This is a genomic window from Niveispirillum sp. FG148 (genome assembly GCF_057809655.1).
In genome coordinates this window covers 162,409-188,490 of record NZ_JBMDKJ010000002.1, presented here as the reverse complement: position 1 = coordinate 188,490, position 26,082 = coordinate 162,409, and the positions used below count along the sequence as shown (strand labels likewise).

30 protein-coding genes are annotated in these 26,082 nt (G+C 64.9%); 19 read left to right on the top strand and 11 right to left on the bottom strand.

From position 1 onward, the window contains the following. Position 1 precedes the first annotated feature (1 nt). The 6 genes from ACODTW_RS02720 to ACODTW_RS02695 all read left to right on the top strand — a co-directional run bounded on the left by ACODTW_RS02720 (position 2) and on the right by ACODTW_RS02695 (position 4,397). On the top strand, positions 2-481 hold the full coding sequence (locus ACODTW_RS02720) for a hypothetical protein (protein ID WP_488944341.1): 480 nt from the start codon (positions 2-4) through the stop codon (positions 479-481). A 231-nt stretch (positions 482-712) separates the two neighbouring features. After that, a complete protein-coding gene (locus tag ACODTW_RS02715; RefSeq protein WP_488944340.1) occupies positions 713-1,564 on the top strand; it encodes a flagellin N-terminal helical domain-containing protein in 852 nt (283 codons plus the stop codon). Between the two features lie 162 nt (positions 1,565-1,726). Then, positions 1,727-2,080 (top strand): flagellar biosynthesis regulator FlaF, encoded by a 354-nt coding sequence (gene flaF, locus ACODTW_RS02710; protein ID WP_488944339.1) that lies wholly within the window; start codon positions 1,727-1,729, stop codon positions 2,078-2,080. 15 nt (positions 2,081-2,095) lie between these two features. Further along, positions 2,096-2,536: a flagellar biosynthesis repressor FlbT gene (locus tag ACODTW_RS02705; RefSeq protein WP_488944338.1), complete on the top strand. Its 441-nt coding sequence runs from the start codon at positions 2,096-2,098 to the stop codon at positions 2,534-2,536. Positions 2,537-2,562: 26 nt separating this feature from the next. Next, complete coding sequence (locus tag ACODTW_RS02700; RefSeq protein WP_488944337.1) at positions 2,563-2,895, top strand: hypothetical protein; 333 nt, start codon at positions 2,563-2,565, stop codon at positions 2,893-2,895. Next, entirely contained in the window at positions 2,892-4,397 is a 1,506-nt protein-coding gene (locus ACODTW_RS02695) for a DUF1217 domain-containing protein (protein ID WP_488944336.1), read from the top strand. Before ACODTW_RS02700 ends, ACODTW_RS02695 begins: the two co-directional genes overlap by 4 nt. 58 nt (positions 4,398-4,455) lie before the next feature. On the opposite strand, the gene fliI is transcribed toward ACODTW_RS02695, so the two are convergent. Then, entirely contained in the window at positions 4,456-5,853 is a 1,398-nt protein-coding gene (fliI, locus tag ACODTW_RS02690) for a flagellar protein export ATPase FliI (protein ID WP_488944335.1), read from the bottom strand. A gap of 161 nt (positions 5,854-6,014) precedes the next feature. Here fliI and ACODTW_RS02685 point away from each other — a divergent pair, with 161 nt between their 5' ends. The 5 genes from ACODTW_RS02685 to ACODTW_RS02665 are packed head-to-tail and all read left to right on the top strand — an operon-like array spanning position 6,015 to position 8,106. Beyond that, positions 6,015-6,410, top strand: coding sequence for a flagellar basal body protein (locus tag ACODTW_RS02685; protein WP_488944334.1), 396 nt, complete (start codon positions 6,015-6,017; stop codon positions 6,408-6,410). A gap of 14 nt (positions 6,411-6,424) precedes the next feature. After that, positions 6,425-6,844, top strand: a complete 420-nt coding sequence (gene flgC, locus ACODTW_RS02680) for a flagellar basal body rod protein FlgC (protein ID WP_488944333.1) — start codon at positions 6,425-6,427, stop codon at positions 6,842-6,844. 29 nt (positions 6,845-6,873) lie between these two features. After that, the gene (fliE, locus tag ACODTW_RS02675; protein WP_488944332.1) at positions 6,874-7,188 is read left to right on the top strand and encodes a flagellar hook-basal body complex protein FliE; all 315 of its coding nucleotides are present in this window, start codon (positions 6,874-6,876) and stop codon (positions 7,186-7,188) included. Between the two features lie 37 nt (positions 7,189-7,225). Next, positions 7,226-7,495: a flagellar biosynthesis protein FliQ gene (fliQ, locus tag ACODTW_RS02670; protein ID WP_488944331.1), complete on the top strand. Its 270-nt coding sequence runs from the start codon at positions 7,226-7,228 to the stop codon at positions 7,493-7,495. Beyond that, complete coding sequence (locus tag ACODTW_RS02665; protein ID WP_488944330.1) at positions 7,492-8,106, top strand: lytic transglycosylase domain-containing protein; 615 nt, start codon at positions 7,492-7,494, stop codon at positions 8,104-8,106. The genes fliQ and ACODTW_RS02665 overlap by 4 nt, the downstream gene beginning before the upstream one ends. A gap of 40 nt (positions 8,107-8,146) precedes the next feature. Here the strand turns inward: ACODTW_RS02665 and ACODTW_RS02660 are convergent, their stop codons facing one another. Next, entirely contained in the window at positions 8,147-9,520 is a 1,374-nt protein-coding gene (locus tag ACODTW_RS02660) for a hypothetical protein (protein ID WP_488944329.1), read from the bottom strand. A 341-nt stretch (positions 9,521-9,861) separates the two neighbouring features. Between ACODTW_RS02660 and flhA the strand changes: the two genes are divergently transcribed. From flhA to ACODTW_RS02645, 3 genes are read left to right on the top strand one after another with little or no spacing between them, the layout of a single operon-like run. After that, positions 9,862-11,928, top strand: a complete 2,067-nt coding sequence (flhA, locus tag ACODTW_RS02655; protein ID WP_488944328.1) for a flagellar biosynthesis protein FlhA — start codon at positions 9,862-9,864, stop codon at positions 11,926-11,928. Further along, positions 11,925-12,692, top strand: coding sequence for a flagellar biosynthetic protein FliR (locus tag ACODTW_RS02650; RefSeq protein ID WP_488944327.1), 768 nt, complete (start codon positions 11,925-11,927; stop codon positions 12,690-12,692). The genes flhA and ACODTW_RS02650 overlap by 4 nt, the downstream gene beginning before the upstream one ends. Positions 12,693-12,694: 2 nt before the next feature. Further along, complete coding sequence (locus tag ACODTW_RS02645; RefSeq protein ID WP_488944326.1) at positions 12,695-13,774, top strand: EscU/YscU/HrcU family type III secretion system export apparatus switch protein; 1,080 nt, start codon at positions 12,695-12,697, stop codon at positions 13,772-13,774. Between the two features lie 14 nt (positions 13,775-13,788). Here ACODTW_RS02645 and ACODTW_RS02640 read toward each other — a convergent pair whose 3' ends face one another. The 8 genes from ACODTW_RS02640 to fliF form a co-directional block, all read right to left on the bottom strand. Beyond that, the gene (locus ACODTW_RS02640; RefSeq protein ID WP_488944325.1) at positions 13,789-14,025 is read right to left on the bottom strand and encodes a hypothetical protein; all 237 of its coding nucleotides are present in this window, start codon (positions 14,023-14,025) and stop codon (positions 13,789-13,791) included. Positions 14,026-14,137: 112 nt separating this feature from the next. Continuing rightward, entirely contained in the window at positions 14,138-15,640 is a 1,503-nt protein-coding gene (locus ACODTW_RS02635; protein ID WP_488944324.1) for a hypothetical protein, read from the bottom strand. A gap of 23 nt (positions 15,641-15,663) precedes the next feature. Continuing rightward, positions 15,664-16,686 (bottom strand): flagellar motor switch protein FliG, encoded by a 1,023-nt coding sequence (locus tag ACODTW_RS02630; protein WP_488944323.1) that lies wholly within the window; start codon positions 16,684-16,686, stop codon positions 15,664-15,666. A 27-nt stretch (positions 16,687-16,713) separates the two neighbouring features. Beyond that, entirely contained in the window at positions 16,714-17,031 is a 318-nt protein-coding gene (locus ACODTW_RS02625; protein ID WP_488944322.1) for an EscU/YscU/HrcU family type III secretion system export apparatus switch protein, read from the bottom strand. Further along, the gene (gene fliP / locus ACODTW_RS02620) at positions 17,028-17,819 is read right to left on the bottom strand and encodes a flagellar type III secretion system pore protein FliP (protein ID WP_488944321.1); all 792 of its coding nucleotides are present in this window, start codon (positions 17,817-17,819) and stop codon (positions 17,028-17,030) included. The genes ACODTW_RS02625 and fliP overlap by 4 nt, the downstream gene beginning before the upstream one ends. Before the next feature lie 32 nt (positions 17,820-17,851). Next, positions 17,852-18,181: a flagellar motor switch protein FliN gene (gene fliN, locus ACODTW_RS02615; RefSeq protein ID WP_488944320.1), complete on the bottom strand. Its 330-nt coding sequence runs from the start codon at positions 18,179-18,181 to the stop codon at positions 17,852-17,854. A gap of 41 nt (positions 18,182-18,222) precedes the next feature. Beyond that, positions 18,223-18,894, bottom strand: coding sequence for a FliH/SctL family protein (locus tag ACODTW_RS02610; protein ID WP_488944319.1), 672 nt, complete (start codon positions 18,892-18,894; stop codon positions 18,223-18,225). Positions 18,895-18,896: 2 nt separating this feature from the next. After that, positions 18,897-20,561: a flagellar basal-body MS-ring/collar protein FliF gene (gene fliF, locus ACODTW_RS02605; protein ID WP_488944318.1), complete on the bottom strand. Its 1,665-nt coding sequence runs from the start codon at positions 20,559-20,561 to the stop codon at positions 18,897-18,899. A 329-nt stretch (positions 20,562-20,890) separates the two neighbouring features. Here fliF and ACODTW_RS02600 point away from each other — a divergent pair, with 329 nt between their 5' ends. The 5 genes from ACODTW_RS02600 to ACODTW_RS02580 all read left to right on the top strand — a co-directional run bounded on the left by ACODTW_RS02600 (position 20,891) and on the right by ACODTW_RS02580 (position 25,190). After that, positions 20,891-21,238 carry a flagellar basal body-associated FliL family protein gene (locus tag ACODTW_RS02600; protein ID WP_488944317.1) on the top strand — a complete coding sequence of 116 codons (348 nt, stop codon included), beginning with the start codon at positions 20,891-20,893 and terminating at the stop codon, positions 21,236-21,238. Positions 21,239-21,248: 10 nt separating this feature from the next. After that, positions 21,249-22,304 carry a flagellar motor switch protein FliM gene (gene fliM / locus ACODTW_RS02595; RefSeq protein WP_488944316.1) on the top strand — a complete coding sequence of 352 codons (1,056 nt, stop codon included), beginning with the start codon at positions 21,249-21,251 and terminating at the stop codon, positions 22,302-22,304. Beyond that, positions 22,285-22,770, top strand: coding sequence for a DUF6468 domain-containing protein (locus tag ACODTW_RS02590; protein ID WP_488944315.1), 486 nt, complete (start codon positions 22,285-22,287; stop codon positions 22,768-22,770). Before fliM ends, ACODTW_RS02590 begins: the two co-directional genes overlap by 20 nt. Continuing rightward, complete coding sequence (locus ACODTW_RS02585) at positions 22,760-23,479, top strand: MotE family protein (protein WP_488944314.1); 720 nt, start codon at positions 22,760-22,762, stop codon at positions 23,477-23,479. The genes ACODTW_RS02590 and ACODTW_RS02585 overlap by 11 nt, the downstream gene beginning before the upstream one ends. Before the next feature lie 253 nt (positions 23,480-23,732). Beyond that, positions 23,733-25,190: an AMP-binding protein gene (locus ACODTW_RS02580; RefSeq protein WP_488944313.1), complete on the top strand. Its 1,458-nt coding sequence runs from the start codon at positions 23,733-23,735 to the stop codon at positions 25,188-25,190. Between the two features lie 38 nt (positions 25,191-25,228). On the opposite strand, the gene ACODTW_RS02575 is transcribed toward ACODTW_RS02580, so the two are convergent. Continuing rightward, the gene (locus ACODTW_RS02575) at positions 25,229-25,918 is read right to left on the bottom strand and encodes a TetR/AcrR family transcriptional regulator (protein ID WP_488944312.1); all 690 of its coding nucleotides are present in this window, start codon (positions 25,916-25,918) and stop codon (positions 25,229-25,231) included. Positions 25,919-26,082 lie beyond the last annotated feature (164 nt).

Genomic DNA, 26,082 nt, shown 5'->3' with positions numbered 1-26,082 from the left:
CATGAAGGTGGAAGCCCTGACCCCGGATATGCGCCTGCGCCTGGCAGAGGCGTTCGAGATGCTGACGGCCTTGCTGGACGAGGAAACATCCCTTGTCTCCAAGGCGCAGTCGGATGGGCTGGAGCTTTATTTCAGCACCAAACGCCGGCTGTTCGAGCAGTTGGGCATCCTGCTGCGCGAGGCCAACCGGGCGCCGCTGCTACCGGTCTTTGCCGACGATAGCGCGCCTGGTGAGGGGGACGCGCCGATGGTTGAGGACCCGGCACCGCCGGAACGGGTGCGAGTGGCCGCCGCAAGGCTGTGCGCGGCGACGCGCGCCAACACCATTGCCCTGCAAGCGGCGCAGGAGGCTGTGACCGCCGTCGCCCGCCGTCTGGGCCGCGTGGCCGAGCGGCAGCGTGCCGACGGCGTCTATGGCCGTGGCGGAACGGCCAGCAAGCGCGCCGTGCCCGGCTATGGCCGGATCGAGCATAATCTTTGAGATGCAGGCGCTGGCGACTGACGTCCGGTGATCGTTCACGGTCAACGGCCCGGGTGAGCAAGCATCCTAAAGATGTATCCCGGTGGTAAGTGCCGACTTTTAAGCGGCTTTAATCTCGGTCTGCCACAGTGTCTTCAGCTTCCGGGCTTGGCCAAGGTTTGCCCCCGTGACCCGGAAGCGGCTGCGTCAGAAGGCGCTTAGATCCATATCCATCCACGAAGGAGAATGATCATGGCTGCCTCTATTCTGACGAACGTCGGCGCAATGGTCGCGCTGCAGACCCTGAACAAGACCAGCAAGGATCTGCAAACCGTTCAGGACCGCATTTCCACCGGCATGAAGGTGGCGACGGCCAAGGACAATTCGTCCTACTGGGCCATCTCCACCACCATGAAGTCCGACGTGTCGGCCCTGAAGGCGCTGAACGAAAACATCGCCATCAACGCCGCCACCGTGCAGACGGCCCGCGTCGGTTCTGAAAACATCCAGAAGCTGCTCAGCGAGGTGAAGAACCAGCTCTCGCTCGCCACCTCCGCGTCGGTTGACCATGCGAAGGTCGGTGATGAACTGGACAGCCTGGCGGACAACATCCAGAACACCATCGACAGTGCCAGCTACAATGGCGAGAACCTGCTGAACAACGCCAATACCCGCACCCTGACGGTGTCGATCAACCGTTCCGGCGCTGCCATCACGGCCGTGACGGACAGCATCGACGGACAGGACATGACGGCGGTTCAGACCTTCGTGGCGGGCCTGTCGGCCGCGATCACGGGTGGTGCCGACGGTTCGGCCAATGCCGCCGCCGCCCAGACCCAGCTGCTGGCGCTGGAAGCCCACATGGACACGGTCATCAGCGCCGCGGCCGAGTTCGGTAATGTCGGCAAGCGTCTGGACCTTCAGGCTGATTTCACCAGCAAGCTGGTGGACAGCCTGAATGAAGGTATCGGTACGCTGGTCGACGCCAATCTGAACGAGGAATCGGCTCGTCTGCAGGCCCTGCAGGTCCAGCAGCAGCTGGGCATCCAGGCTCTGTCGATTGCCAACCAGGCGCCGCAGAACATTCTGTCGCTGTTCCGTTAAGCGCGGAATTTCGGCAAGGGGGTCGATCTTCGGATCGGCCCCTTTTCTTTGTATATGTGTAAATATTTATCAGAATATTACCTGATATTATTCGTTTCACTGCCGTTTAATCGCCGGGTGTTATTTTGTCTTCATCGAAGTTTTTATGGGGACGATTACCCAATGAGCGTCGCAGCCTATCGGCAATCCGTCATGGATACGGCCAGCCCCCGACAATTGGAGCGCAAGGTTCTTCAGCAGGTCACCCTGGATCTGGAGACGGCCACGCGCAGCAATGACGCCAATGCGCGCATCCGCGCCATCGACCGTAACAGGCGGCTGTGGATGACGCTGGTCGCCGATGTGTCGGACCCCGGTAACCTGTTGCCCGATACGCTGAAGGCTGGGCTGATCTCGCTTGGCCTGTGGGTTGACCGCTATAGCGGCAATGCCCTGTCGTCCGATCGCCCGTTGTCCCCGCTGGTCGATGTCAACCGCGCGGTGATGCAGGGCTTGGGCGCCGTTCCCACGAGCTGACCTGGAAGGTGTTCCATGGGGCTGAAACTGAAACTGAAACCTTTCGAGAAGTTCATCGTGAACGGCGTGGTCATCGAGAATGGCCGGCACCGTAATACCGTGACGGTCGCCAACCATGCCCAGGTGATGACGGGGCGCAGCATCCTTCAGCCGGAGGAGGCAACCACGCCCGTGAAACGGACCTATTACGCCGTGCAGGCCATGCTGCTGGACCCGCCAAATGCGGGCCGGCAGCGGATGGTGTACGACACACTGATCGCGCAGTTGCATGCGGCGATCCTGGACCCGGCCATGAGCTTCCATCTGACCGATGCCGACCGTCATGTTCGGGACGGCGATTACTACAAGGCGCTGGCCGCGCTGCGGCCCGTCATCAGCTACGAGGCGATCTTGCTGCCGTCCGCGCGGACGGTCAGTCCGGTCGAAACGCTGCCGGAACAAGCGGCCGGTGCGTAGGCACCCCCGCACGACAGGAGGCGAGCATGAGTGATCAGAAGAAGGTCGATGCGGTATCCTCCGCGGAAATGGCGGCGCGGCGGCGGCTGGCAGAACCGGTCGCCGCCATGGACCGGGCCGCCGAGCGTGAGGCTGACAAGGGCCTGAAAGTGCCGCCGGTGGCCACGGCGCCGCCCGTGGAACCGTCCCCGGCCTATCGGCCCTACCGCGTTCTGCTGGACCCGGAAACGCAGCGTCTTTACACCGAGGTCATCGACAAGCAGACGGGCGACGTGCTGCTGCGCATCCCCCCCGCCTATGTCCCACCTGATGAGGAAACGGACAATATTTCAGCCCGGCGGCGGGAGGTCGAGCTATGAGCCTGACCGGCTTTGGCGCAGGGCTGATTACCGGCGGCTCCGGTTCGTCGCTGCTGCAATGGCGGCTGCTGTCGCGCACGGAGGAACGGCAGAAGGCCGCGATGATGGCCGATCCGGTCAACAGTGCTGATACCGATTATGCGCGCAGCCGGCTGCCGCAGGTGGGGTCGGTGGACGAACTGATGTCCGACAGGCGGCTTTACACCTATGTGATGCGGGCTTTCGGGTTGCAGGACCAGATCAACTCCCAGGCACTGGTGCGCAAGGTCCTGGCCAGCGACATGTCGGACAGCGCGTCGGTCGCCAACCGGATGGGCGATGCCCGCTTCCGGGAACTGGCCGGGGCGTTCAATTTCGGCCCCAACAGCGACAAGACCGGCACGTCCTTCATTGACCAGATCACCGACCGCTATGTCTCGGCCCTGTTCGAGCAGGAGATCGGCCAGCGCAACAAGGCGCTGGAGATGATGCTGGACTTCACCCGCAAGCTGCCATCGAAGACGGACTGGGCCGATGTCATGGACGATCCGGACATGGCTACGGTGGTGCGAACCGTCTATGGCCTGCCCACGCCCATCGGCCCCGCCGACGCGGCCAGCCAGGCCGAGGCGCTGGAGAACACCATCCCCTTTGCCGAAATGAAGCTGGGGCCGAAACAGACGGAGTTCCGCAACAATTTCCTGGATATCTGGGACTATAACGGCAACCCGCGCGGCAGTTCCGTCAGTTCCAAGGTGCAGTGGCAGATGATGACCAGCACCTATGACCGCGACAAGGCGGCCGTGGCCGCGCGGTATCAGGTGCGGCGGACCTTAAGCGCCGTAGAACAGAAGCTGCCGGGCCTGGACAGCACGGATGAATTGCTGCGCGACCGGACAACCCTGGCGGTGGTGCTGAAAGCCTTTGATCTGGAAGACAAGGCTGGCGACACCACGTACCTGCGCAAGGTGCTGAACAGCAATCCCGCCGACGCCGACAGTTTCGCGTCTAAGGCGGGGGAGCGGGAAAAGAACCTGGCTTTGGCCTTCAGCACCAGCAATACCGGCGCCAAACGCCGCGGCAGCCCCGCCTTCATCAATGATATCGTCCAGCGCTACGAGACGCAGAGCTTTGAGGTGTCGGCGGGCAATGCCAATGAGGCCCTGCGCCTGGGCCTTTATTTCGAACGCAAGGCGCCCGGCATCACCAGCTGGTATCAGGTGCTGGCCGACAAGGCCCTGGCGGAATTCGCCCGTACAGCACTGGGACTGCCGGATCAGGCGGCCCAGATCGATGTGGACCGGCAGGTCGGCATCCTGTCCAGCCGCTTCGACATCAAGAAGCTGAAGCAGCCTGCGGAACTGTCGAAGCTGGTTGAGAAGTTCATGATGATGTACGACGTCAAGAATGGCGGCAGCAGTGCTGCGGCTGGCAATCCGGCCGTGCAGCTTTTGTCAGGTAGCGGCCGCACGACGATTGATGCGTCCACCTTGCTGGCACTGGCGACCACGCGGCGGTGGTAGCGAAGGCATCATTGTTTGGTGGAAGGCGGCCCCGCCAGCGTGCGGGGCCGTTCTGTTTCTACCCCCGCCGCTTGGCCACCACGGCTGGTTTCTTCGCGGGTTCAGGCGGCGGTGGGGGCGGGGAAGGGGCCGCAAGTTCGGCCTGGATGGCGTCCAGCACGGCAAAGCCCTGGGCCGTGGCCGTCACCTCTCCCTTGCCCTGGCGCAGGAATTCCTGCAGGGCCGGATTGGCCTTGATGGCGCGGTCGACCTCCGGGTCGCTGCCGGCACGATAGGCGCCCAGGCGGATCATCTCCTCCATCGCGTCATAGCGGGACAGCAGGGCGCGGGCGCCAGCCATGGTTTCGTTCTCCGCCGGACTGTGGCAGCCCGGCAGGGCGCGCGACACGCTTTTCAGCACGTCGATGGCGGGATAGCGGCCGCGTTCCGCGATCTTGCGGTCCATGACGATATGGCCGTCCAGGATGCCGCGCACGGCGTCGGCCACCGGCTCGTCATGGTCGCCGCCATCCACCAGCACCGTGAACACGCCCGTGATGTCGCCCGTGCCATCCACGCCGGGGCCGGCGCGTTCCAGAAGACGCGGCAACTCCGCAAAGGTGCTGGGCGGGTAGCCCTTGGTGGTCGGCGGCTCGCCGGCCGACAGGCCGATTTCCCGCTGGGCCATGGCGAAGCGGGTGACGCTGTCCATCAGGCACAGCACATCGCGCCCGGCGTCGCGGAAATATTCCGCCACGGCCATGGTCATATAGGCCGCCTGCCGCCGCGCCAGGGCCGGTTCATCCCCCGTGGCGACGATCACGACGCTGCGCGCCAGCCCTTCCGGGCCCAGATCATCCTGGATGAATTCCTGCACCTCGCGCCCGCGCTCACCGATCAGGCCGATGACATTCACATCCGCCGCACTGGACCGGGCCAGCATGGCCAGCAGCGTGGATTTGCCGACGCCCGACCCGGCGAAGATGCCCAGGCGCTGTCCTCGGCAGAGCGGTGTGAACACGTCGATGACGCGGATGCCGGCTTCCAGCCGGGCCCCGATGCGTCGCCGTTCGAAGGCGGGCGGGGGCTGGGCGCGCAAGGACCGGTTGGCATCGCCCAGGCCCAGATGTCCCTTGCCGTCGATGGGCCGGCCAAAGGCGTCGATGACCCGGCCCAGCCAGGCTTCACGGGGCCGGACCAGCCCGGTTGCCGCCCCCGCTTCCACCCGCGATCCCAGGCCGATGCCTTCCATGGACGCGAAGGGCAGCAGCACGGCGCGGCCCTGGCGGAAGCCCACCACTTCGCACGGGATGGCGCGGCCGTCGCGGGTCAGCGCCTTGCAGCCATCGCCCACGGACAGGCGGCGTTCCACCCCCTCCACCTCCATCGCCAGACCGGAACAGGTGACGACCTGGCCATGGAAGCGGGGGCCGGGCAGTTGCTGGATATCGGCCAGAAGGCCGGCCAGGATGGTCATGATGGGGTTCCCGATGCTGGGCTTGGGTGACGGCCCATCCTTGGCGGCGGCGGTTAAAGCCGGTTAAACGATGCCCGTGCTGTCAGGGCGCTTAAACGCCGCTTTAAAGTCCGCATGGAACCATCGCCCCCGTATCCGGCCCCAATGGGAGTGATGCTGACATGGATATTTCCGCCATCGGCCTGTTCAACCTGGCCAGCCGCCGCATGGACTATCTGTCCGCCCGGCATAAGGTGCTGGCGGAGAATATCGCCAATGCCGACACGCCCGGCGTGCGCGCCCGCGATCTGAAGCCGTTCAGCTTTGCCGAAGCGCTGAAAGGGGCCGGCGTGCAGCAGGTCCGCACTAACGCAGCACACCTGGAACCGCTGCATCAGGCAGCAGCGTTCCGGGAGGATCGCGGCGCCAGCGTCTATGAAACGGCACCCGACGGCAATGGCGTGGTGCTGGAGGAACAGATGATGAAGACCGCGGAAGTGCGTCAGCAATATGATCTGGCCGCCAACCTGTTCCAGAAGAATGTCGGCATGCTGCGCTATGCCTTCATCGGCCGCTGAGGGGGGAGGGCAGCATGAGCATCGATAATCTGGCCGCCTCCTTCGGGATCGCCGCATCGGGCATGAAGGCGCAGACGACGCGCCTGCGTGTGGTGGCGGAGAACATGGCCAATGCTAATTCCACCGCCGAAATTGCCGGCGGCGCCCCCTATCGCCGCAAGACGGTGGTGTTTTCCAGCGTGCTGGACCGCGCCCTGAAGGCCGACACGGTGGAGGTGAAGCGCGTGGGTCGGGACATGGGCGATTTCCGCCTGGAATATGACCCCAGCCACCCCGCCGCCGACGCCGATGGCTATGTGAAGCTGCCCAATGTCAACAGCCTGGTGGAAGCCATGGACATGCGGGAGGCCGGCCGATCCTATGACGCCAACCTGAATGTCATGCAGCAGGCCCGCAGCATGCTGGGCCGTACCATCGACATGCTGCGCGGCTGATACGCCGCCCTGCGACAGGAGTTCCGATCATGCATGTCATTCCCGTCTCCGGCGTCGCCGATGCCTATGCCGCCGGCAAGCTGCCCGGCATTGCCGGTCCGGCCACCGATGCCGCCACACCCGTGCGCGGTTCCTTCCCGGAGATTGTGGGCAAGGCGGTCAAGGACGCCATCGCCACCATGCGCAACGGGGAGCAGGTGGCCGCTTCCGGCCTTCAGGGCAAGGCCACGGCGCAGGAGGTGGTGCAGGCCACCATGTCGGCCGAACTGACGGTGCAGGCGGTCACGGCCGTGCGCGACAAGCTGGTGAACGCCTATCTCGACATCATGCGCATGCCGATTTGACACCCGTGAAGGCGGGCGACCGAGGGAATACGTAGACATGACCCAGGCCGATGTCCTTGATCTGTTGCGCAGCGGCATCTGGGCCGTGATCTGGGCGGCCACGCCACCCCTGGCCGTGGCCCTGATCGTGGGGTTTGGCATCTCGCTGTTGCAGGCGCTGACACAGGTGCAGGAAGCGACCTTGTCCTTCGTGCCCAAGATCGTGACCATCATGATCACGGTGGTGCTGGCGCTGCCCTTCATGTTCCATGTGCTGGCCGGCTACTGGACGGAGATCGTCACCCGCATCGGCGGCGCCCCACCATGAGGATGACGATCGCCCTTCTGGCCATGGCGCTGCTGGGTGGGGCCATGCCCGCCGAAGCGGCCGATGCCACGGCCTGCCTGTCGGCCATCCGGGCGGCAGAACGCAAGATGCGCATCCCCACCCGCCTGCTGATGGCCATCGGGGTCACCGAATCCGGGCGTGAGGTTGATGAAAGGCTGACCGTCTGGCCCTGGACCGTCAATGCCGAGGGGGAAGGACGCTATTTCCCGGACAAGACGTCGGCCGTTGCGCATGTGCGGGCCCTGAAAAAGCGCGGCGTGCGCTCCATCGATGTGGGCTGCATGCAGATCAATCTGCAATGGCACCCCACGGCCTTCAAGGATGTGGAGACTGCCCTTGACCCCGCCGCCAACGTTGCCTATGCCGCCCGCCTGCTGAAGGAATTCCATGGCGATCTGCGCAACTGGACGCGGTCGATCAAGCAGTATCATTCCAGCACGCCCGACAAGGCCGATATCTATTTCAAGCGGGTGGCGGCCAATCTGCGGCTGGTGCAACTGCGCCGCCATGATCTGGCCGATGTGCTGCCGCGACCGCAAAGGCCCGCGCCGCCGGCCGATCCCTGGGCCCTGCCGCCCCGCATGGGATAGGCGTGGTCTGCGGCTGATCGCAAACCACGCCGGCGGGGGGTCAATCCTTCTGCAAGGGCGCGAAGGTCACCGACACCATCTTGTACATGCCTGACATCAGGACGAACTGATCCAGGCGAAGCTGCGTACGGTCACTCACCGATGTGGGCAATTGCGGCTGGCAGGAGCGGAGCAGGTAGAGGTTCAGCTTATCCTCGCCCGGCGTCTGGACCGTGCCCTGGCGGGCCGACAGAACGCAATTCAGCGTGCCGCTGGCGCCGTCGCCCTGGAAGGACAGCCGGAAGGGGCAGGCCCCCATGCGCCGGCCCGGCATGAACGGGTCCTGCACCTGCGGGCATTCCTGGTCACCCACCGTCTGCATGACCTGAACGATGGTATCGCGCAGGTTCACATCCTGGCCCGGCATCGCTTCGTCATTGGCGACCATGCGGTTATTGACAAAGGCGGTATATCGCAGCGGCGCGCCGCTGCCATTGCGGATGCGGAAGGTGCCGGGGGAATAGCCGATGGCTTCCGACAGAGAGCAGCGCCCGCGGTTGGTGACGCCAACAGCGCCGGCATAGCTCAACTGGCCATCGGTGCTGGACAGGGTGATCTGGCACTGGCTGGTGTTTCCCACCCGGCACTGATTGTCGACCAGCTTGTACGGACCTGTGAAAATCTTGTCATCGTCGATGATGAATTTATCGAAGTTCGTGGCGCCGGTCGGCAGGAAACGGTGGATATTCATCAGCACCTGCGGCGGCTTTCCTACCGGTTGTGCCAGATCCAGCCCCATTTCGAAGCGGGCAGGACATTTCTGCTTCAAGGTGACCTTGTAGCCCTGCTCGTTCGGCAGGCCCATCAGCTTGTCCAGCATCGGGATCTTGGCGATCTTGGAGACAAGTTTCAGGATGTCATTGAGGTTGGCGGCGGTGTCCCGGTATTTGGCCCAGCCATCGTCATCGAAGGACTGAATCTTGGACGTGAAATAGTTGCTGCTTATCATCCGCCAATCCGTGGTCACCCCATCGGGGGAGGTGTGGCCACCGATCCGGGCTTCGTCGCAGCCGGCATCTTCCTGACAGACGATCAGATTGAAACCCCAGTCGTTGGAGAACCAGCCGAACGGATCAACAATCGGTTTTCGGATTCCGGCGGACACGACGGCAATGCCGCCGCCCGGAATGACCAGATCGCCTTCGGCACGACCGGCGCTGGTCCCGATGATCGGGGCGAACGCATAATCGCCATCGTCGACATGCGTCGGCTGTTTGATCGTCAGCGGGTACGCATCCTCATTGCTCAGCACAATTTCCACGATGGTGTATGACGACGCCTGCGCGGAAGGTGCGGCGGTGACGAGGGAGCCGACGGACAAGAGTAACCCGAGCAGGGCGCCATGGAAACGGCGCGGATGATTGGAAGGGGGCATTTGCCAATGTATCCATAAAAAATCAATAGGTGGTCATATTACTAATATGTCTCGTGATCCAGTCAATGATGAATGCATTAATGTTGAGGTTGTAGGGTTTGGTGCGTAATATTATGCGCAATTTATGAAAAATTTTTCTGTATTAATGACTTAACATTGGTTGTGCGTGACGACGGTGTTGCCCGCCATATGCGTTGCCGGAAAGAGCATTTGTGACACAAATCCTGATTGCGGCGTCGGCGTTTGAGGCCATTCACCGGAAATATGCTTCGACGGCCTTGAACCCCAGTTTTACCGCGCTCGCCTAGATTTGCCGTACATATCCCGGAGATCCCTCGCCCATGTCTGCCGCCACCACCCTGTCCGACGGCCTGCGCCACCGCGATGTGTTCTTCGCGCTGGGTCTGGTTTTCATCCTGAGCGTGCTGATCCTGCCGGTCCCGACCTGGATGCTGGACATGGGGTTAGCCATGTCGATGGCGATCAGCGTGCTGATCCTGATGGTGGCGCTGTGGATCAATCGGCCGCTGGATTTTTCCAGCTTTCCCACAGTGCTGCTGGTCGCCACCATGCTGCGGCTGGCGCTGAACCTGGCCTCGACCCGTCTGATCCTGTCGAACGGGCATACGGGCACCGATGCGGCCGGCCATGTCATCATGGGTTTTGCCGATTTCGTCATGGGCGGCAATTTCGTCATCGGACTGATCGTCTTCTGCATTCTGATGCTGGTGAATTTCATCGTCATCACCAAGGGCGCCAGCCGCATCGCGGAAGTGGGCGCCCGCTTCGCCCTGGACGCCATGCCGGGCAAACAGATGGCCATCGACGCCGACATGTCGTCGGGCCTGATCGACGAGGGGGAGGCGCGGCGGCGGCGGTCGGAACTGGAACAGGAAAGCCAGTTCTTCGGCGCCATGGATGGTGCGTCGAAATTCGTGCGCGGTGATGCCATCGCCGGGCTGGTCATCACGGCCATCAATGTCATGGGCGGCCTGATCATCGGGGTGGCCCAGCATGATCTGGCTTTTGGGGAGGCGGCGCATAATTACACGGTGCTGACCATCGGCGATGGGCTGGTGACGCAGATCCCGGCCTTGATCGTGTCGCTGGCCGCCGGCCTGCTGGTCTCCAAGGGCGGCAATCAGGGTTCCATCGATCAGGCATTGCTGAACCAGCTTGGCGGATATCCCAAGGCGCTGGGCGTGGCGGGCGGGCTTTTGCTGCTGCTGGGCCTGACGCCGGGTCTGCCCTTCCTGCCGTTTTTCATCCTGGCTTCGGGGGCGGGCGGGCTGGCGTGGCATCTGCCGCGCAATGCCGCGCGGCTGGCCGAACAAAAGCGCCATGACGAATTGCTGGCAGCCAAGGCGCCGACAGCGGAAGAGCCGGTGGCCGACATGCTGCGCGTGGATGACATCAGGGTGGAACTGGGCAGCGGTCTGGTCCCGCTGATCCTGGACCCGGCCACGGGCCTGTCGGCCAAGGTGCGGCGGCTGCGCAAGCGCTTTGCCACGGAGTTCGGCTTCCTGCTGCCGTCGGTGCGGCTGCGCGACAGTGCGTCGGTGTCCACCAACGCCTACGAGATTTCCATCCAGGGCGTGATGATCGCCAAGGGGGAGGTGCAGGTGCGCAAGATGCTGGCCATCGACCCGCGCCACCAGGGCATCGACATCCCCGGCACCGACACGCGCGAGCCCACCTTCGGCCTGCCGGCCCGCTGGATCGACCCGGTGCAGGCGGAGGAGGCGGAGTTGAAGGGCTTTACCGTGGTCGATCCCGACAGCGTCATCACCACGCATCTGGCCGAAATCATCAAGGAGCATATGCCCACCCTGCTGGGCTATGCCGCCACCAAGCGCCTGCTGGACGAGCTGGACCGGGAGCATCAGAAGCTGGTTACCGATCTGATCCCGGCCCAAGTCAGCCTGTCGGTGGTGCAGCGCGTGCTGCAGGCGCTGCTGGCCGAGCGTGTGTCCATCCGCAATCTGCCCCTGATCCTGGAAGGCATATCGGAGGCGGCGGTCTGGACACGCAATGTCACGCTGATGACCGAACATGTGCGCACGCGCCTGTCGCTGCAGATCTGTCAGGCACTGACCACGCCGGACGGGTCCATCCCCGTCATCGTGGTCAGCCCGGAATGGGAACAGCGCTTCCTGGACAATATCGTGGAGCAGGGGGAGGACCGGCAGTTTGTCATGCCGCCATCCACCGTGCAGGATTTCCTGATGGCGGCGCGCACCCGCATCCAGGCGCACGCGACATCGGATTACTGGCCGGCCGTGCTGGTGACACCGGCTGCACGGCCCTTCGTGCGCTCGCTGCTGGAACGGGTCAGCCCGTCCACGCCCGTGATCTGCCACACCGAGCTGCACCGCAAGGCCCCCGTCACCACGATTGACCAGATATGACCCTGCCGCTGGCCCAATTGCTGAGTGCGGAGCTTTACGGCCTGCTGCTGGTGCTGGTCCGGGTGGGGGCGGCCTTGTCCATGCTGCCCGGCTTCGGGGAGATGGCGGTGCCCATGCAGACGCGGCTGGCGGCGGCCCTGGCCCTGTCGCTGGCGCTGGCAGCCCTGGTGCCCGGCCTGCCGGCGGCGGCACCCACGGCCGTTTCCGACCTGCTGCGCCATGTGCTGGCAGAGCTGATCGCGGGCGGCATCCTGGGTGTATGCGCCCGCATCCTGTTCGCCAGCCTGCAAATGGCGGGGCAGGTGATTTCCCAGTCCATCGGCCTGTCCAACATCTTCGCCCTGCCCGGCACGGGGTTCGAGGGCGGGTCGGTGGCCGGTTCCTATCTGATGCTGGGGGGGCTGGTGCTGATCTTCGTCACCGACCTGCACCATGCGGTCATCCGTGCCCTGGTCGACAGCTATCGCCTGATGCCGGCGGCACGCCTGCCCGATATGGGCCTGCTGGCGCGGATGACGTCGGAGGCGGTGACGCTGTCCTTCCGCATGGCGGCACAATTCGCCGGTCCCTTCCTGGTGCTGGGCTTCGTCTATAATGTCGGGCTGGGCCTGATCAACCGCGCCATGCCGCAGTTCGCGGTGTTCTTCATCGGCCTGCCCATTTCCATCCTGGGCGGGCTGTTCATCCTGACTGCCACCATTGGCGCCATCCTGACCGGGTTTCTGGACGGGTTCGGCGGCTGGCTGCTGCGTTTCGGCGGGTAGCCATGGCCGAGGAAACAGATGACAACCAGAAGACCGAGGAACCGACCCAGCGCAAGCTGGACGAGGCGCGGCGCCGCGGCGATGTGCCGACCAGCCGCGAGGTGGGGGCAGCCCTGGGCGTGATGGCGGCCCTGATCTTGGCCGGCGGCATGGGACCATCCATCGCCGAGGGACTGGCGGCGGAATTCCTGCCGCTGGTGGAAAATCCGGGTGATCTGTTGCTGCGGGAACCGGCCGATGCCTTTCACCTGATCGCACGGGTGGCGGGTGGTGTGGGGCTGGTGCTGCTGCCGGCGGCGGGGCTGCTGTTCCTGGCCGGGCTGCTGGGTGCCATGGGGCAGGGCAGCATCGTCATTGCGGCCGAACGCATCCAGCCGAACCTGGGCCGCCTGTCGCCCCTGGCGGGGCTGAAACGGCTGCTGTCGCTGCGCAATCTGGTGGAATTCCTGAAGGGGCTGGGCAAGGTCCTTGCCGTCACCGTGGCCTTCCTGCTGGTCGTGACGCCGCTGGTGCATCAGGCAGAGGCCATGGCGCTGAGCGATGCGGGCGCCTTGCCCCTGATGCTGGCCGACGTGACGTCCCGGCTGCTGCTGGCGGTGCTGGCGGCGTTGATCGTCATCGCCGTCCTGGATCTGCTGTGGCAGCGCCTGTCCTGGCACCGGCAACAGCGGATGAGCCTTCAGGAACTGAAGGAGGAATTCCGCCAGGCCGAAGGCGACCCGCACCTGAAGGCCAAGATCAAGCAATTGCGGCGGGACCGCGCCCGCAACCGCATGTTCGCAGAACTGCCGACGGCCACTGTGGTCATCACCAACCCCACCCATTTCGCGGTGGCCCTGCGCTATGACCTGACCAAGGCGCCGGCGCCGGTCTGTGTGGCCAAGGGGCGGGATCTGGTGGCCCTGCGCATCCGCAAGGTGGCGACCGACCACCAGGTGCCGATCATCGAAAACCCGCCTCTGGCGCGCACGCTGCACGCCGCCATGGAGATCGGCGAGGAGGTCCAGCCCGAACATTATGTCGTGGTGGCCGAGCTGATCGCCTATGTCATGAACCTGAATGTCAGGAATACGGTGGTCTGAAACCGCTTCTGCCCTCAGCAGCGTCCCTCGGCGGTCACCGTCAACAGGCTTTGCGTCAGCAATGTTCGCTGCAAGGCTGGCACATGGCCCAGCCCGTCGGGCACATCCACCTGAAAACTGGTCAGCGACGCGCCTTCGGCCAAGCAGGTCAACAGGTGATGCAGGCGGGCCAGCCCCCCTTCATCACTGAGCTGTGCCGCCATTTCCAGCAGCCCGTGTAATTCAGTTTCCAGCGATGTCGCCTGTAACATTCGGTTCCTCCATTGGTGTTATCACCAATTTGGCTGATCATTGTCCGTAAGACGTAGCGGCGTATGGATTTTCCTAAAATTTGATGGGACGCGATTAAAGCAGCGTTAAAAATCACGCGCCCGCACTGCATGTCACAGCCGCTCCGTCCGGCATCAGATCAGCCAGAAAAGGCCTGCATCCCCAGTGCAAACGCAAGGAAGACCGGACTTCCAGGCCCGCCAGGGCATCTTCCACCAGACGTTGGAACGCGTCGCGCAGGACCGGTGGCGGCAACAGGGTGACCGAAAGATCCATCATTACCCTTTCGGGCAGGCTGAGGCCCCGCAACTGCACCGGACCCAGCGCGCTGAGGTCCATGCCCAGCGAAAAGGCGGTGGCGGTGACATCGCCATTCAGTTGCCCATTCCCCGCTTCGTCCGGGTCGGGCGGAAGCAGGATGCCGGGCATGGTGGCCAGCAGCATCACCGACGGACGGTCGCCTTCCATGAAGGGGACCAGCAGGGTCGACCAGACCGATCCGTCGGACGCCATGCGCGGGGTGGGGATCATGGCCTCCTCGATCTCGGCCAGCACCTTGGCTTCTGCGCGGGTCAGGTGGCCCATCTGCGCATCGCCCAGCCAGGCCCGCACCCCGCCATTGCGTGCGCCGAACAGGTACAGCATCAGGGCCGCCCCGCCCAGACGGTCGGCCCGCGGCAGGAACGCCGCCATGCGGGCCAGCATGCCGGGATGGGCCAGGGCCTGGGCCAGCACAAGGTCGGGCCGCGCTGCAGCCGCCCCCTGGGACAGGATCGGGTCGGTTGCGGGTTGTTCCGACGGCAATGGTGTCAGCGGGGCCTTGGCCAGCGCGTCCTCCTGGGGGACCAGGGCCGCCTGGCGCAGCAGGTCCTGCGCGCCGGCGGCGGCACCCTTGGCGATGTCCGGCACGGCTTGCGCGCTCTGGGCTGCGGCCACGCCGCGAGGCCTGTCATCAAGGGGGACTGGGGCAATGGCAGCGGTCGGCCCCGTGCGGGGCGTCTGCATGGACCCGGCCGCGGCCACAAGCTGCGGGTTGCCGGCCGGGGCGGCAGCGGCCTGCGGCTGGACATTGGTCGGGACGGTGGTGGCGGCAACGGCGCTGGTGGTGGCGATGACGGGCCGGGCACTGGTCGCGCTGGCTACCCCGCCATCGGTCCCCGCCGCCAGCAGGCCGCGCAGGGCCGTTTCCGCCCCGCTGGAGGGTGGCCGGGCGCCTGTCGCGACGGAGGGCGCGCGCTCCGGTACAGCGAGCGACTGGACATTTCCGGCGCGGGCACCGGGCCCGATGGTGACGGAAACGCTGCTGCCCGCCGGCAGGTCGGCCGGCCACGCCCCCGGCACGGGGCGTAGCAGCAGGGTGCCGGACGGGGTTGCCAGCGGCAGGTCGCCATCCGGCGTGGCCGTACCCAGAATGCCCGTCACTTGGGTCCCGGTGGTGGTGGACAGGTCCGGCGGGCGGGCCAAGATGCTGGCCTGCATTGCCATGCCGGCCGGGCGCAGCGGGGTGGCAGGGCCGACGACGTCACCAAGGCCGGCCGCCGCTGCGGCCTTCGGCACATTGGTGATGGCCGGGACGGTGAACCTGTCGGCACTCATCGCGGTCCCTCCCGCCTGATGGGTCAGTAGACCAGGGCGTTATTGGGATCGCTGCGGTTGGAGATGACGATCTCTCCTTCTTCTGCCAATTGCTTGGCCGTGCGCAGGACGGTCAGGCGGGCCTCTTCCACCTCCGTCGCGCGGACGGCGCCCATCAGCTCGATCTCGTCGCGGATCAGGTTGCCGGCGCGTTCAGACATGTTGGCCAGGAAATGCATCTGCATGGGCTGATCCAGCCCCTTCAGGGCCAGCGCCAGCACATCGGCATCGCAATTGCGGATCAGCACCTGCAGGGCCTGCGGTTCCAGGCGGGTCAGATCCTCGAAGGTGAACATCAACTGCTTGATGCGCTGCGCGCTTTCCGGCAGGCGGCGTTCCAGCGGGTCCATGATCGCGTCGAACAGCACCTTGTCGGTGCGGTTCAGGATCTCCGCCATGATGGCGTGGCTGTCATGGCCCAATGTGCGCACATAATTGGCCATGAATTCACTGCGCAGGGTCTTTTCCACATCTTCCAGCACGTCGCGGGGCACGGCTTCCATCTTGATGATGCGCGACACCACCATCTGCACCAGATTCTGCGGCAGCAAGCCCAGGACGCGGGCGGCATGGTCGGCCCGAATCTTGGTCAGGACGACGGCGATGGTCTGGGGATGTTCATTGCGCAGATATGTGGCTAGCACCTGCTCGTTCACATTGCTCATCTTCTCCCACATGGTGCGGCCGGCGGGGCCACGGATATCCGCCATGATCTCCTGCACCCGGTCGCCGGTCATGAATTTGGACAGGAAGCGTTCGGTCGTATCGAAGGTGCCGGCCAGTTCGCCCGTGCCCGCGAAACGTTCGGTGAAATCGCGGATCAGCCGTTCCACCACCTTGCCGGACACGGTACCCAGGCCGGCCATGGCGTAGCTGACCTCCCGGATCTCGTCATCCTCCAGCCGTTCCATCAGGCGCGATCCGCGCTCCTCCCCTAGCGCCAGCAGGATGCAGGCGGCCTTTTCCAGCCCGTTCAGGCTTTTTTGATCGGTGCGTACTTTCAGCATCGGACACTCTCCGTGAAGGGGCCGGGGTCAGCGGGGGGAAGGGGACAGGGCGGCATCGCCGCCGATCTGGCTGTTCAGGCGGTAGAGATGGCTCAGCACTTCGGCCACGGCCATCATGGCTTCCAGCGGGATTTCGGTGCCGGGTTCCACCGCCGCCAGCAGGGTGGCAAGGTCGCTGTCCTCCCGCACCGGCACGCCGTGGGCAAAGGCCAGCGCCACGATGCGTTCCGCCACGGCACCCCGGCCGCTGGCCGTCACGCGCGGCAGGTGATCATCACCCCGCTGGTAGTTCAGCGCGGCGGCGCGGGCCATGGGATCGGGGCGGTTGGGTGGTCGTCCCGTCATCCGCCCACCCCATAAGACCGCACCAGGCTTTGCGCCACCAGCAGCCAGCCATCGACCAGCACGAAGAAGATGATCTTGAAGGGCAGGGAGATGACGACGGGCGGCAGCATCATCATGCCCATGGCCATCAGCACGGCGGCCACAATCATGTCCACCACCAGGAAGGGCAGGAACAGCATGAAGCCGATTTCGAAGGCGCGGCGCAGTTCGGAAATGACGAAGGCCGCGATCAGGGTGCGCAGACCGGGTTCAGCGTCGGTCACCACCGGGGCCGGGGCGGCCGTCTGGTTCACCGGGGTGCCGGCAATGCCGGCCAGTGCCTGGAACGCCGCAAGATCCTTGGGCCGGACATGGGCACGCATGAAGGCGCGGAACGGTTCCACCGTGCGTTCCAGGGCCTGTTCCTCAGTGATCTGGCCATCGACCAGGGGCTGGACCCCCTCGCTCCAAGCCTTGTCCATGGTTGGTCCCATGATATAGGCGGTCAGCAGCAGGCCCAGCCCCACCAGCACCATGTTGGGCGGCGTCTGTTGCAGGCCCAGGGCGGAACGCAGCAGCGACAGCACGACGACGATGCGGGTGAAGCTGGTGACCATTACCAGCAGGCCGGGTGCCACCGACAGCACGGTGACCAGCGCCATGACTTGCACCAGCCGCCCGGAGAAGGAGGCGCCGCCGGCCCCGGCATCCAGGGTGATGGACTGGGCCATGGCCGCACCACCCGTGCCCAGCACGACCAGACAGAGCAGCAGCAACAGCTGCCATCGCGGGGGAGAGAGGGGCGTCATGGGGGCGCCGTCCTTCTGAACGGGGGCCAAGATCAGATCAATCCCAGCTCGGCCTTGACGATTTCCGTCATGGTGACACCCAGATTGCCCTTGTCGACAATCACTACTTCGCCGCGCGCGATCAGGCGGTCATTGACATAGACATCCACCGCCTCACCGACCTTGCGGTTCAGTTCCACGACGGCCCCGCGCCCCAGTTTCAGCAACTGGCTGACAGGCATGGTGGTGCAGCCCAGCACGACCTGCACATTGACCGGCACATTGAAGATGGCCTTCAGTTCGTCGCGGTCCTGCGGGGCGACGGTTTCATCATCGCCGGGGACGGTGCCGGCGCCGGGGAAGGTGGCCTGCTGCGTTGCCATGGGTCGGTTCCTTGGGAAGTTGGTGTTAAGGGGGGGGGCGGTCAGCGCGACGCGCGGGTGCCGACGGTCAGGCGGCTGATGGCAATGGCGATGGCATCGCCCAGTGCGCGTTCCAGGGCGCGGGGATCATGTTCAGCCCCGCCCGTGCCCCAGTCGGCCATGGCGGCACCGGGGGACAGGGTGGCGTCTGCGGTCAGATGCACGTCGCCCTTGAAACCGGATTCAGCCGCGATGGTGTCGATCTCTGTATCGATACGGTCCAGGGCGGACGGGGCCAGCCGGATTTCCAGGCGCGGGCGCCCGATGGCGGCGCGCAGGATGTCGCGGACCAGCAGATCCAGTTCTGCATCGGCCGCCGCATCCAGCAGAGGCGGGGCCAGACGCGCCACCAGCGCGGTCACGACGCGCACCGCGTCATGTTCCAGGCGGCGGTGAAAGCCGGTCAGGTCGGCCATTGCGGCGCGGATGGCGCTGTCGATGGCGGAAAGGGCTGTGCTGCGCTGGGCTTCCAGTGACTGTCGGGCGGCCTGCTGGCCACGCTCGAACCCGTCGCGTTCGCCCAGTTCCATGCCCTGCTTGTAGGCACGGTCGCGGACGGCGGCCAGATCCTCTTCCGTGAAGCCACCGGTTTGCAGGACCGGGTCCGGTGCGACAGTGGCTGTATTGGCGCTGCTGTCGCCGGGGAAATGGGTGTCGAACAGGAAAGGACGCATGGTTACGGTGCCCCCTCATAGATCCAGCTGCGCAGGACGCTGATGCTGTCTTCGGGATGGGTGTCGACCAGGGCCGCCAGACGTCGCAACGCCATGGCACTGACCCCACCTTCGACGGAGCGCAGGGCGATCAGTTCGTCAAATTCCATCTCCTCCTCACCCTCATAGACTTCCCCGGACGTGTCGGCTGCCGCCAGGTCGGTGCCGGGTGCGGCTTCATGCGCAAGCTGCGGCGCCTGGGTTGTTGCGGGATCGGACGACACCTGTGGGGCGGACGGTGCGCCGGCACCCGCCAGGGCCGGGGCGGGGACAAGGCCGGTGATGGTGCGACCCAGCAGGGGACGCAGGGCGAACCCCAGCAGCAGGGTGACGGCCAGGGCGGCGACGGCCCAGGGCAGCCAGCCGCGCGCCGGCCCCGCATCCGTGATGGGCATCATCCCCGATGCTGCCACCGGTTCGGCCAGGAATTGCAGATTTTCCACCGTCACCTGATCCCCGCGCGTCTGGGAGAAGCCGATGGCGGTGCGAACCACATTCTCCACCTGACGCAATTCCGCCTCGCTGCGGGGCTGGTACTGGCTGGAGCCGTCGGCCGCAGTACTGTAGGTGCCGTTGACGACGACAGCGACGGCCAGCCGGCGGATGTCGCCCGCATCCTGCACCCGTTCGCGCTGCCGGCTGCTGATCTCGTAATTGGTGGTTTCCTCGTCCCGGGCCGTCTGGTGGCGCGATCCGGTGGCAGCACCCTGATTGACACCCTCCAGCGGCAGGTTCTCTTCCACCGTGGTCGGGGTTTCCGTGTCCTGATCCTGGGAGCTTTCATGCTCCGCGACATTCTGCACGGACCGTTCGACGCGGCCATTGGGATCGAAAATCTGTTCGCGCAGGGTTTCCCGGCCCAGATCAATCTCCGCGGCGACACGCACCCGCACATTGCCGGGGCCGAATTTCGGCACCAGGATTTCTTCCACGGCGCGGGCCAGCCGCTGTTCGGCGGCGGCGCGCAGTTCTTCCGCCCGGACCAGGGCCAGACCGTCGGCGGCTTCCCCATCAGCGGCCAGGACGACGCCATTGGCATCCATCACGGTCACTGCACCCGGCCGCATGCCCGGCACGGCGGCGGCCACCAGATGCCGGACCGCCAGCGCCTGCGACCGATCCAGCCCCGCCGCCACCGACCGCACCACAACAGAGGCGGCTGGGGCGGACGTCTGTGGCTGGAAACTGTCCGTGTCCGGCACCGACAGATGCACGCGGGCCGACTTCACGCCGTTCAACGTCTGGATGGTGCGGACCAGCTCGCCCTCCGTCGCGCGCAGCTTGTTCATCTTCTGCATGAAGGAGGTGAGGCCCAGTGCCCCCTGGCTGTCGAACAGTTCGTATCCCACGCCACCGGCACTGGGCAGGCCCTGCTGGGCCAGCTGCATGCGGATGCGGGCGATGCTGTCGACGGGCACACGGATGGAGCCGCCTTCGCTGCCCACCTCGTGCGGGACGTTCAGGGTCTGAAGCTGGGCCAGGATGCGGCCGGCCTCTGCGTCGTCCAGTCCCGCATAAAGGACGCCCATGGTGGGCCTGGAAACGGAGTAGGCGACGACGCCCACCGATCCCAGCACCGCCGCCGCGATCACGCCCAGCGTCACCAGCCGTCGCGGTCCAAGTGCCATCAGGTTCTGAAGGAGGTTAGCCACCCTGGTGCCTCGGCTCTTTAACGTTTCTGGAAACCAGCCCCGGTATGGTCAACCCGTGGACTGAACAGCACCTTAGCCGAGGCTCTTTTAACGGGCGTAAAAATGGCGGCAGGTGGTGATCGGAAAATTGGAGAAGAATCGACTGGATTTGTAATTGATCTGTCGTGAGGTCAAGAATGACTGAAAGTACATTTGACCGATTGGAGAAACGTCTTCCGTCGTCGGCTCCGAATACCCGAAAGAAACTCTATGTCATTGCGGGTGTCTTCATTCTTGGTCTTGTCAGCGGCCTGACGGCTGGCCGGATGCAAGCCGATGGAGAGGCCGAAAAGGCGGTCATCGCGGCTGCACCCAAGGAACGCTTCGTCGTTCTGCCTGAACTGACGGTCAATCTGCGCAGCACGGCTGCGGTGAAGCTGATGAAGATTGGCGTCACCTTGCAGACCGCGCCCGAGCAGCAGCCAAAGCTGGCCCAGATGGAACCGGTGCTGGTCGATGAGATGCAGCAATATCTGCGCACCCTGGACGAAAACGATCTGGAAGGTCGCCTGGGGGTGGAGAATCTCCGGGCGGAACTGCTGCGCCGGGTGCGGAATATCGCTGATCCGGTCCCGGTCGATGCGGTGCTACTGCGCACCCTGATCCTGCAATAGGAGGCCTGCGATGAGTGATCCGACCATGGAAGGTGCCGATGGTGAGGATGTCCACAGCGCCTGGGAAAGCATGCTGGCGGGCGAGGGTGACAAGATGCTGAACCAGTCGGAAATTGACCGGCTGATGCAGTTCGATGCGGCGGAAGGTGTGGCACCCCGCAGCGTCATCGACCAGATCGTCAATTCCAGCTTTGTGAATTACGACCGGCTGCCCATGCTGGACGTGATCTTCGACCGGCTGGTGCGGATGATGAGTTCCAGCTTCCGCAACCTGACATCGGGCAATGTGGAGGTGACGGGCGTGGTCCCCGCCGCCGTGCGTTTTGGTGATTTCCTGTCCTGCATTCCGTTGCCTTCCCTGATTACCGTGGTGAAGGCGGTGGAATGGGACAGCACCCTGCTGCTGACCGTCGACAGCGAACTGATCTATTCCATTGTCGATATCCTGCTGGGGGGCCGGCGCAGCGAACCGGCTCCCATCGACGGGCGCCCCTATACGGTGATCGAGCGGGCACTGGCCGAACGGGTGATCAAGATGGTGCTGCGCGATCTGGCCAGTGCTTTCGCCCCCCTGACGGAGGTGCATTTCGTCGCCGAACGGATCGAGACCAACCCGCTGTTCGCCACCATCGCCCGGTCCAACAATGCTGCCGTGCAGGTCAGCTTCAATGCCCAACTGGACGGGCGCAGCGGTTCGGTCAGCCTTCTGATCCCCTATGCCGCACTGGAGCCCGTCCGCAATGTCCTGCTGCAGCAGTTCATGGGGGAGAAGTTCGGGCGTGACAGCATGTGGGAAAGCCACCTGAAAAGCGAGCTGCGTCGGACCAATGTCGATCTGTCCGCCGTGCTGGGGCAAGCGACGGTCAATCTGGCCGACATCCTGACCTGGAAGCCAGGCACGCAGCTGACGCTGGATACGCGTACCGATGCCCGGGCTACTCTGAGTTGCGGGCACGTCCCGATGTTCCAGGGAGAGATGGGCCAGCGCAACGGCCGCATCGCCATCCGTATCGAAACCGACCTGGGTGGACAGGATGAGGTGATCCATGGCCTTACCCAGCGTTGAGGCCCTGGCGCCCCTGGTCAGCCTGACCCTGACCGTGCTGTTCGCGGGCACCCTGTTCGTGCTGGCGCGGCTGCACGGACGGGTGGCGGCCCTGCGCGGTGCCCAGGCGGAACTGCGCGGCTTGCTGCGCGCCTGTTCGGATGCCGTGGATGGGGCGGAACGATCCGTCACCAGCCTGCGCCAGTCCGCCCAGCATCTGGCCACCGATCTGGGCCGGACGATGGATGAGGCCGAACGGCTGCACCAGGAGATCGACCGGACCTGCGCAATCGCCCGCCAAAGTCTGGATCGGCTGGGCCCGCTGGTGACGCAAACGCCGGCCGCCGTGCCGCCGGCGCCACCCGCGCCGCGCCGGGTGCCGACACCCGCCGCCGCTTCAACACCCATCGCATCGCCGCGCATGCCCGCCGGTCCGGGGGAACGCGCGGCCATGCGCCTGTTCAGGGAGACCATCCGTGGCCTTTGACAAAGCCAAGCTGGAGCGGATCGTGACTTTCCGTCCGCGCCTGCTGCCGACGGCCGCTACGGTCGCAGCATTGGCCATTCCCTTATATGCCACCACCCTGGTGGCCCGCGTCGGCGGCGCTGCGGCGGAGGTGGCTGGTCCGGAGACCATGTCGCCGCCGCCCGCCGCGGCCATCCCCCTGATGCAGGGCTATACCGATCTGCTGGCCGCCGGCGCCGCCAAGCCCACGGTATCGTCGGAGGGACCGACCCCGGCGCGCTGTGATCCGGCCCTGGCCATCATGCTGGCGGCCGAGCGCCGGTCACTGGCCGACCGTCAGACCGAACTGGACCTGCGGGCCCAGATGCTGGCGGCCGCAGAGAAGAAGGCGGCAGAGCAGATTGCCCGCCTGGAACAGGCACGCCAGGACGTGTCGACCCTGCTGGATCGACGCGCGGCCATGGCGAGGGCCGACCTGCAAAGGCTTGTGTCGATCTATGAGAACATGAAGCCCAAGGACGCGGCGCGCCTGTTGAACGAAACCGATGCCGAAATCCTGGTGGATCTGCTGGACCTGATGCAGGAACGGCGGTCCGCCCCCATCCTGGCGGAAATGGAAGCGGCAAAGGTGAACCAACTGACCCGGACCCTGGCGCTCCGGCGCGTGCTGCCCGCCGACCGGCCGACCAGAGCGCCCCCGCGCAGCGCGGGATTGACCGCCAGCCGGTAATGGCGGGCGTTGGCCCATCCCGGCTGCCCGCCCCATCCAAACAATGTTTCTGGAATTTCCGGGCCTGGCTGCCGACCACCGGGGTTGGCGGCCAGGCCTGTTTGTCTTGCGCGCAGGACGCCCATCGGATTTTGCTTTTCATTCATTTATCACTAAGTTAATGAAATGGCGTCCGCGAGCCGTCGGCCCCCGTGCGCAGGCATGCGCAGAAAAGAAGGGGTGGCGGGGAGGTTACAAGTCAGGAGTTGCCGTAATGTCGAATGATGGTGTCGCCCTCAGTTCCATTCTCACCCACCATGCGCGTCGATCTCCCGGCCGGGTGGCCCTGATCCTGGACGATGCCTCCATCTCTTTCGCGGCGCTGGATGCGCGCTCCAACCAGCGGGCGCGGCAGCTGGCGGCGCACGGGGTCGAGCAGGGGGACTTCGTGACGGTGGCGCTGCCCAACGGCGCCACCTTTTACGAGACGGTCTTCGCGATCTGGAAGCTGGGCGCCATACCGAACATCGTGGCGGCCAAGCTGCCCAAGCTGGAAATGCAGACGATCCTGGACATCGTCCGCCCCCGTCTGTTCATTGGTACCCCGCCTGGTCCTGGCATCCCGGCCCTGGCAATTGATCCGGACGCGCTGCACCAATATGCGGCCGATCCCTTGCCGGAGACTGTATCCCCGTATTGGAAGGCCATGACCAGTGGTGGATCGACGGGGCGGCCGAAGGTGATCGTGGATGCCATGCCCGCACGATGGAACCCGCAGGAGGGGTTTCTGGGCCAGGTTCCGGGTGATGTGATCCTCAATCCCGGACCGCTTTATCACAATGCCCCGTTCCACTGCATGTCCATGGGCCTGTTCGTCGGGGCGACCATCGTGGAGATGGGGCGCTTCGATGCCCTGCGCGCGTTGCAGCTGATCGAGGCGCACAAGGTGGAGTGGGTGACGCTGGTGCCGACGATGATGCACCGCATCTGGCATCTTGGGCCGGCGGTCCTGTCGCGCTTCACCCTGCCCAGCCTGCGCATGATGCTGCACATGGCGGCCCCTTGCGCGCCCTGGCTGAAGGAAGCGTGGATCGACTGGCTGGGCAGCGGGCGGGTGCATGAATATTACGGCACGACCGAAGCCATTGGCTCGACCATGATTTCCGGCACGGACTGGCTGGCTCACCGTGGATCGGTGGGGCGCGTGCGCGACGGTTATGAGTTGGCAATCCTGGACGGGGAAGGCCGGGCATGCCCCGCCGGAGCAGTCGGGGAGGTGTTTTTCCGCCCCAATGGTGGTGCCGGGTCCACCTACCATTACCTGGGCAGCACGGCAAAGCGCGTGGGTGAGTGGGAGTCGACGGGTGACCTGGGCAGCGTGGATGCGGAGGGCTATCTCTACCTTTCCGACCGGCGCAACGACCTGATCATATCCGGCGGTGCCAATATCTATCCAGCCGAGGTGGAGGCAGCCATTGATGCCCATCCGGCAGTGCGGACCAGTGCCGTCATCGGTCTGCCGGATGAGGAATGGGGCGCCCGCGTCCATGCCATCATACAGCCCCTGGCGGACACCGCCTTGGACGAGGCGGAGATCCTGGCCTTCATCGCTGAACGGCTGGCCCGCTACAAGCTGCCCAAAAGCGTGGAGTTCACGCAGGAGCCCTTGCGGGACGAGGCCGGGAAGGTCCGCCGGGCAGCCCTGCGCGACGCCCGGTTGCCGCCTGTCTGACCAAAAGGGCTGCCGGCCAGCAGACACGGCGGCCCCACTTACTTTGCTGCGGTCCGGCGCTTGTACAACGCTTCGAACCCGCCCGCCATGAAGGTGACGAACCTTTCACGGGCGGCCTCGAAATCATCGGAGGTGCAGAGATTGTCAGACAATCGGTCGATACGTCCCGTGCGGGACAGGATCAGCGTGTAGGCGCCGGACGTGAACTGGAAGCACCAGAACAGGTCTTCCAGTGGCGCTTCGGGCAGGGCCTTCTTCAAGATGCCCACCAGCCGCCTTACCGACGGGTCGAAATAGGCGTCCATCTTTTCCGCGCCGTAACCGGGCGCATTGTTGACCTGGGCGAAGATGCGGCCGAAATTGCGCCAGCCTTCGCCGCCGTTGATATAGATGTCGAAGGCCCCGTCATAATAGGCCCGCAGCGCCCCTTCAACGGTCGGATTGTCGCCCGTCTCCTCCTCATAGGTCGCCAGGGCGGCCGTGCGTGTGGTGACGGTGTACTGTACCCGACGGTCGAAAACCGCGTCGAACAGCGCCTTCTTACCGTCGAAATAGTAATGAATCAGCGCGGGATGGATGCCCATCTTGTCCGCGACATCCTTGATCGTCACCCCGAAATAGCCGAGCTGGGCGAACAGCTCCTCGCTTGTATCCAGGATCAGTTTCAAGGTCGCCGCCCGCTGTTCCGCGCGCGTGCGGCGACCCGCTGGTTTCGGCTCCGTTGCCATACCCTTCAGCCTTTCTGACGGGATGCACCCCGATAGGACGCCATCCACCCGATCATTCAGGCCAGACGATGCGTGCGGGACCCCTGCGCGGTCAAGCGATGACGTTCATGGCCAACAATTTCATTTATCACTAAATGAATGAACTTGACGGCCCGGCCGGGTTC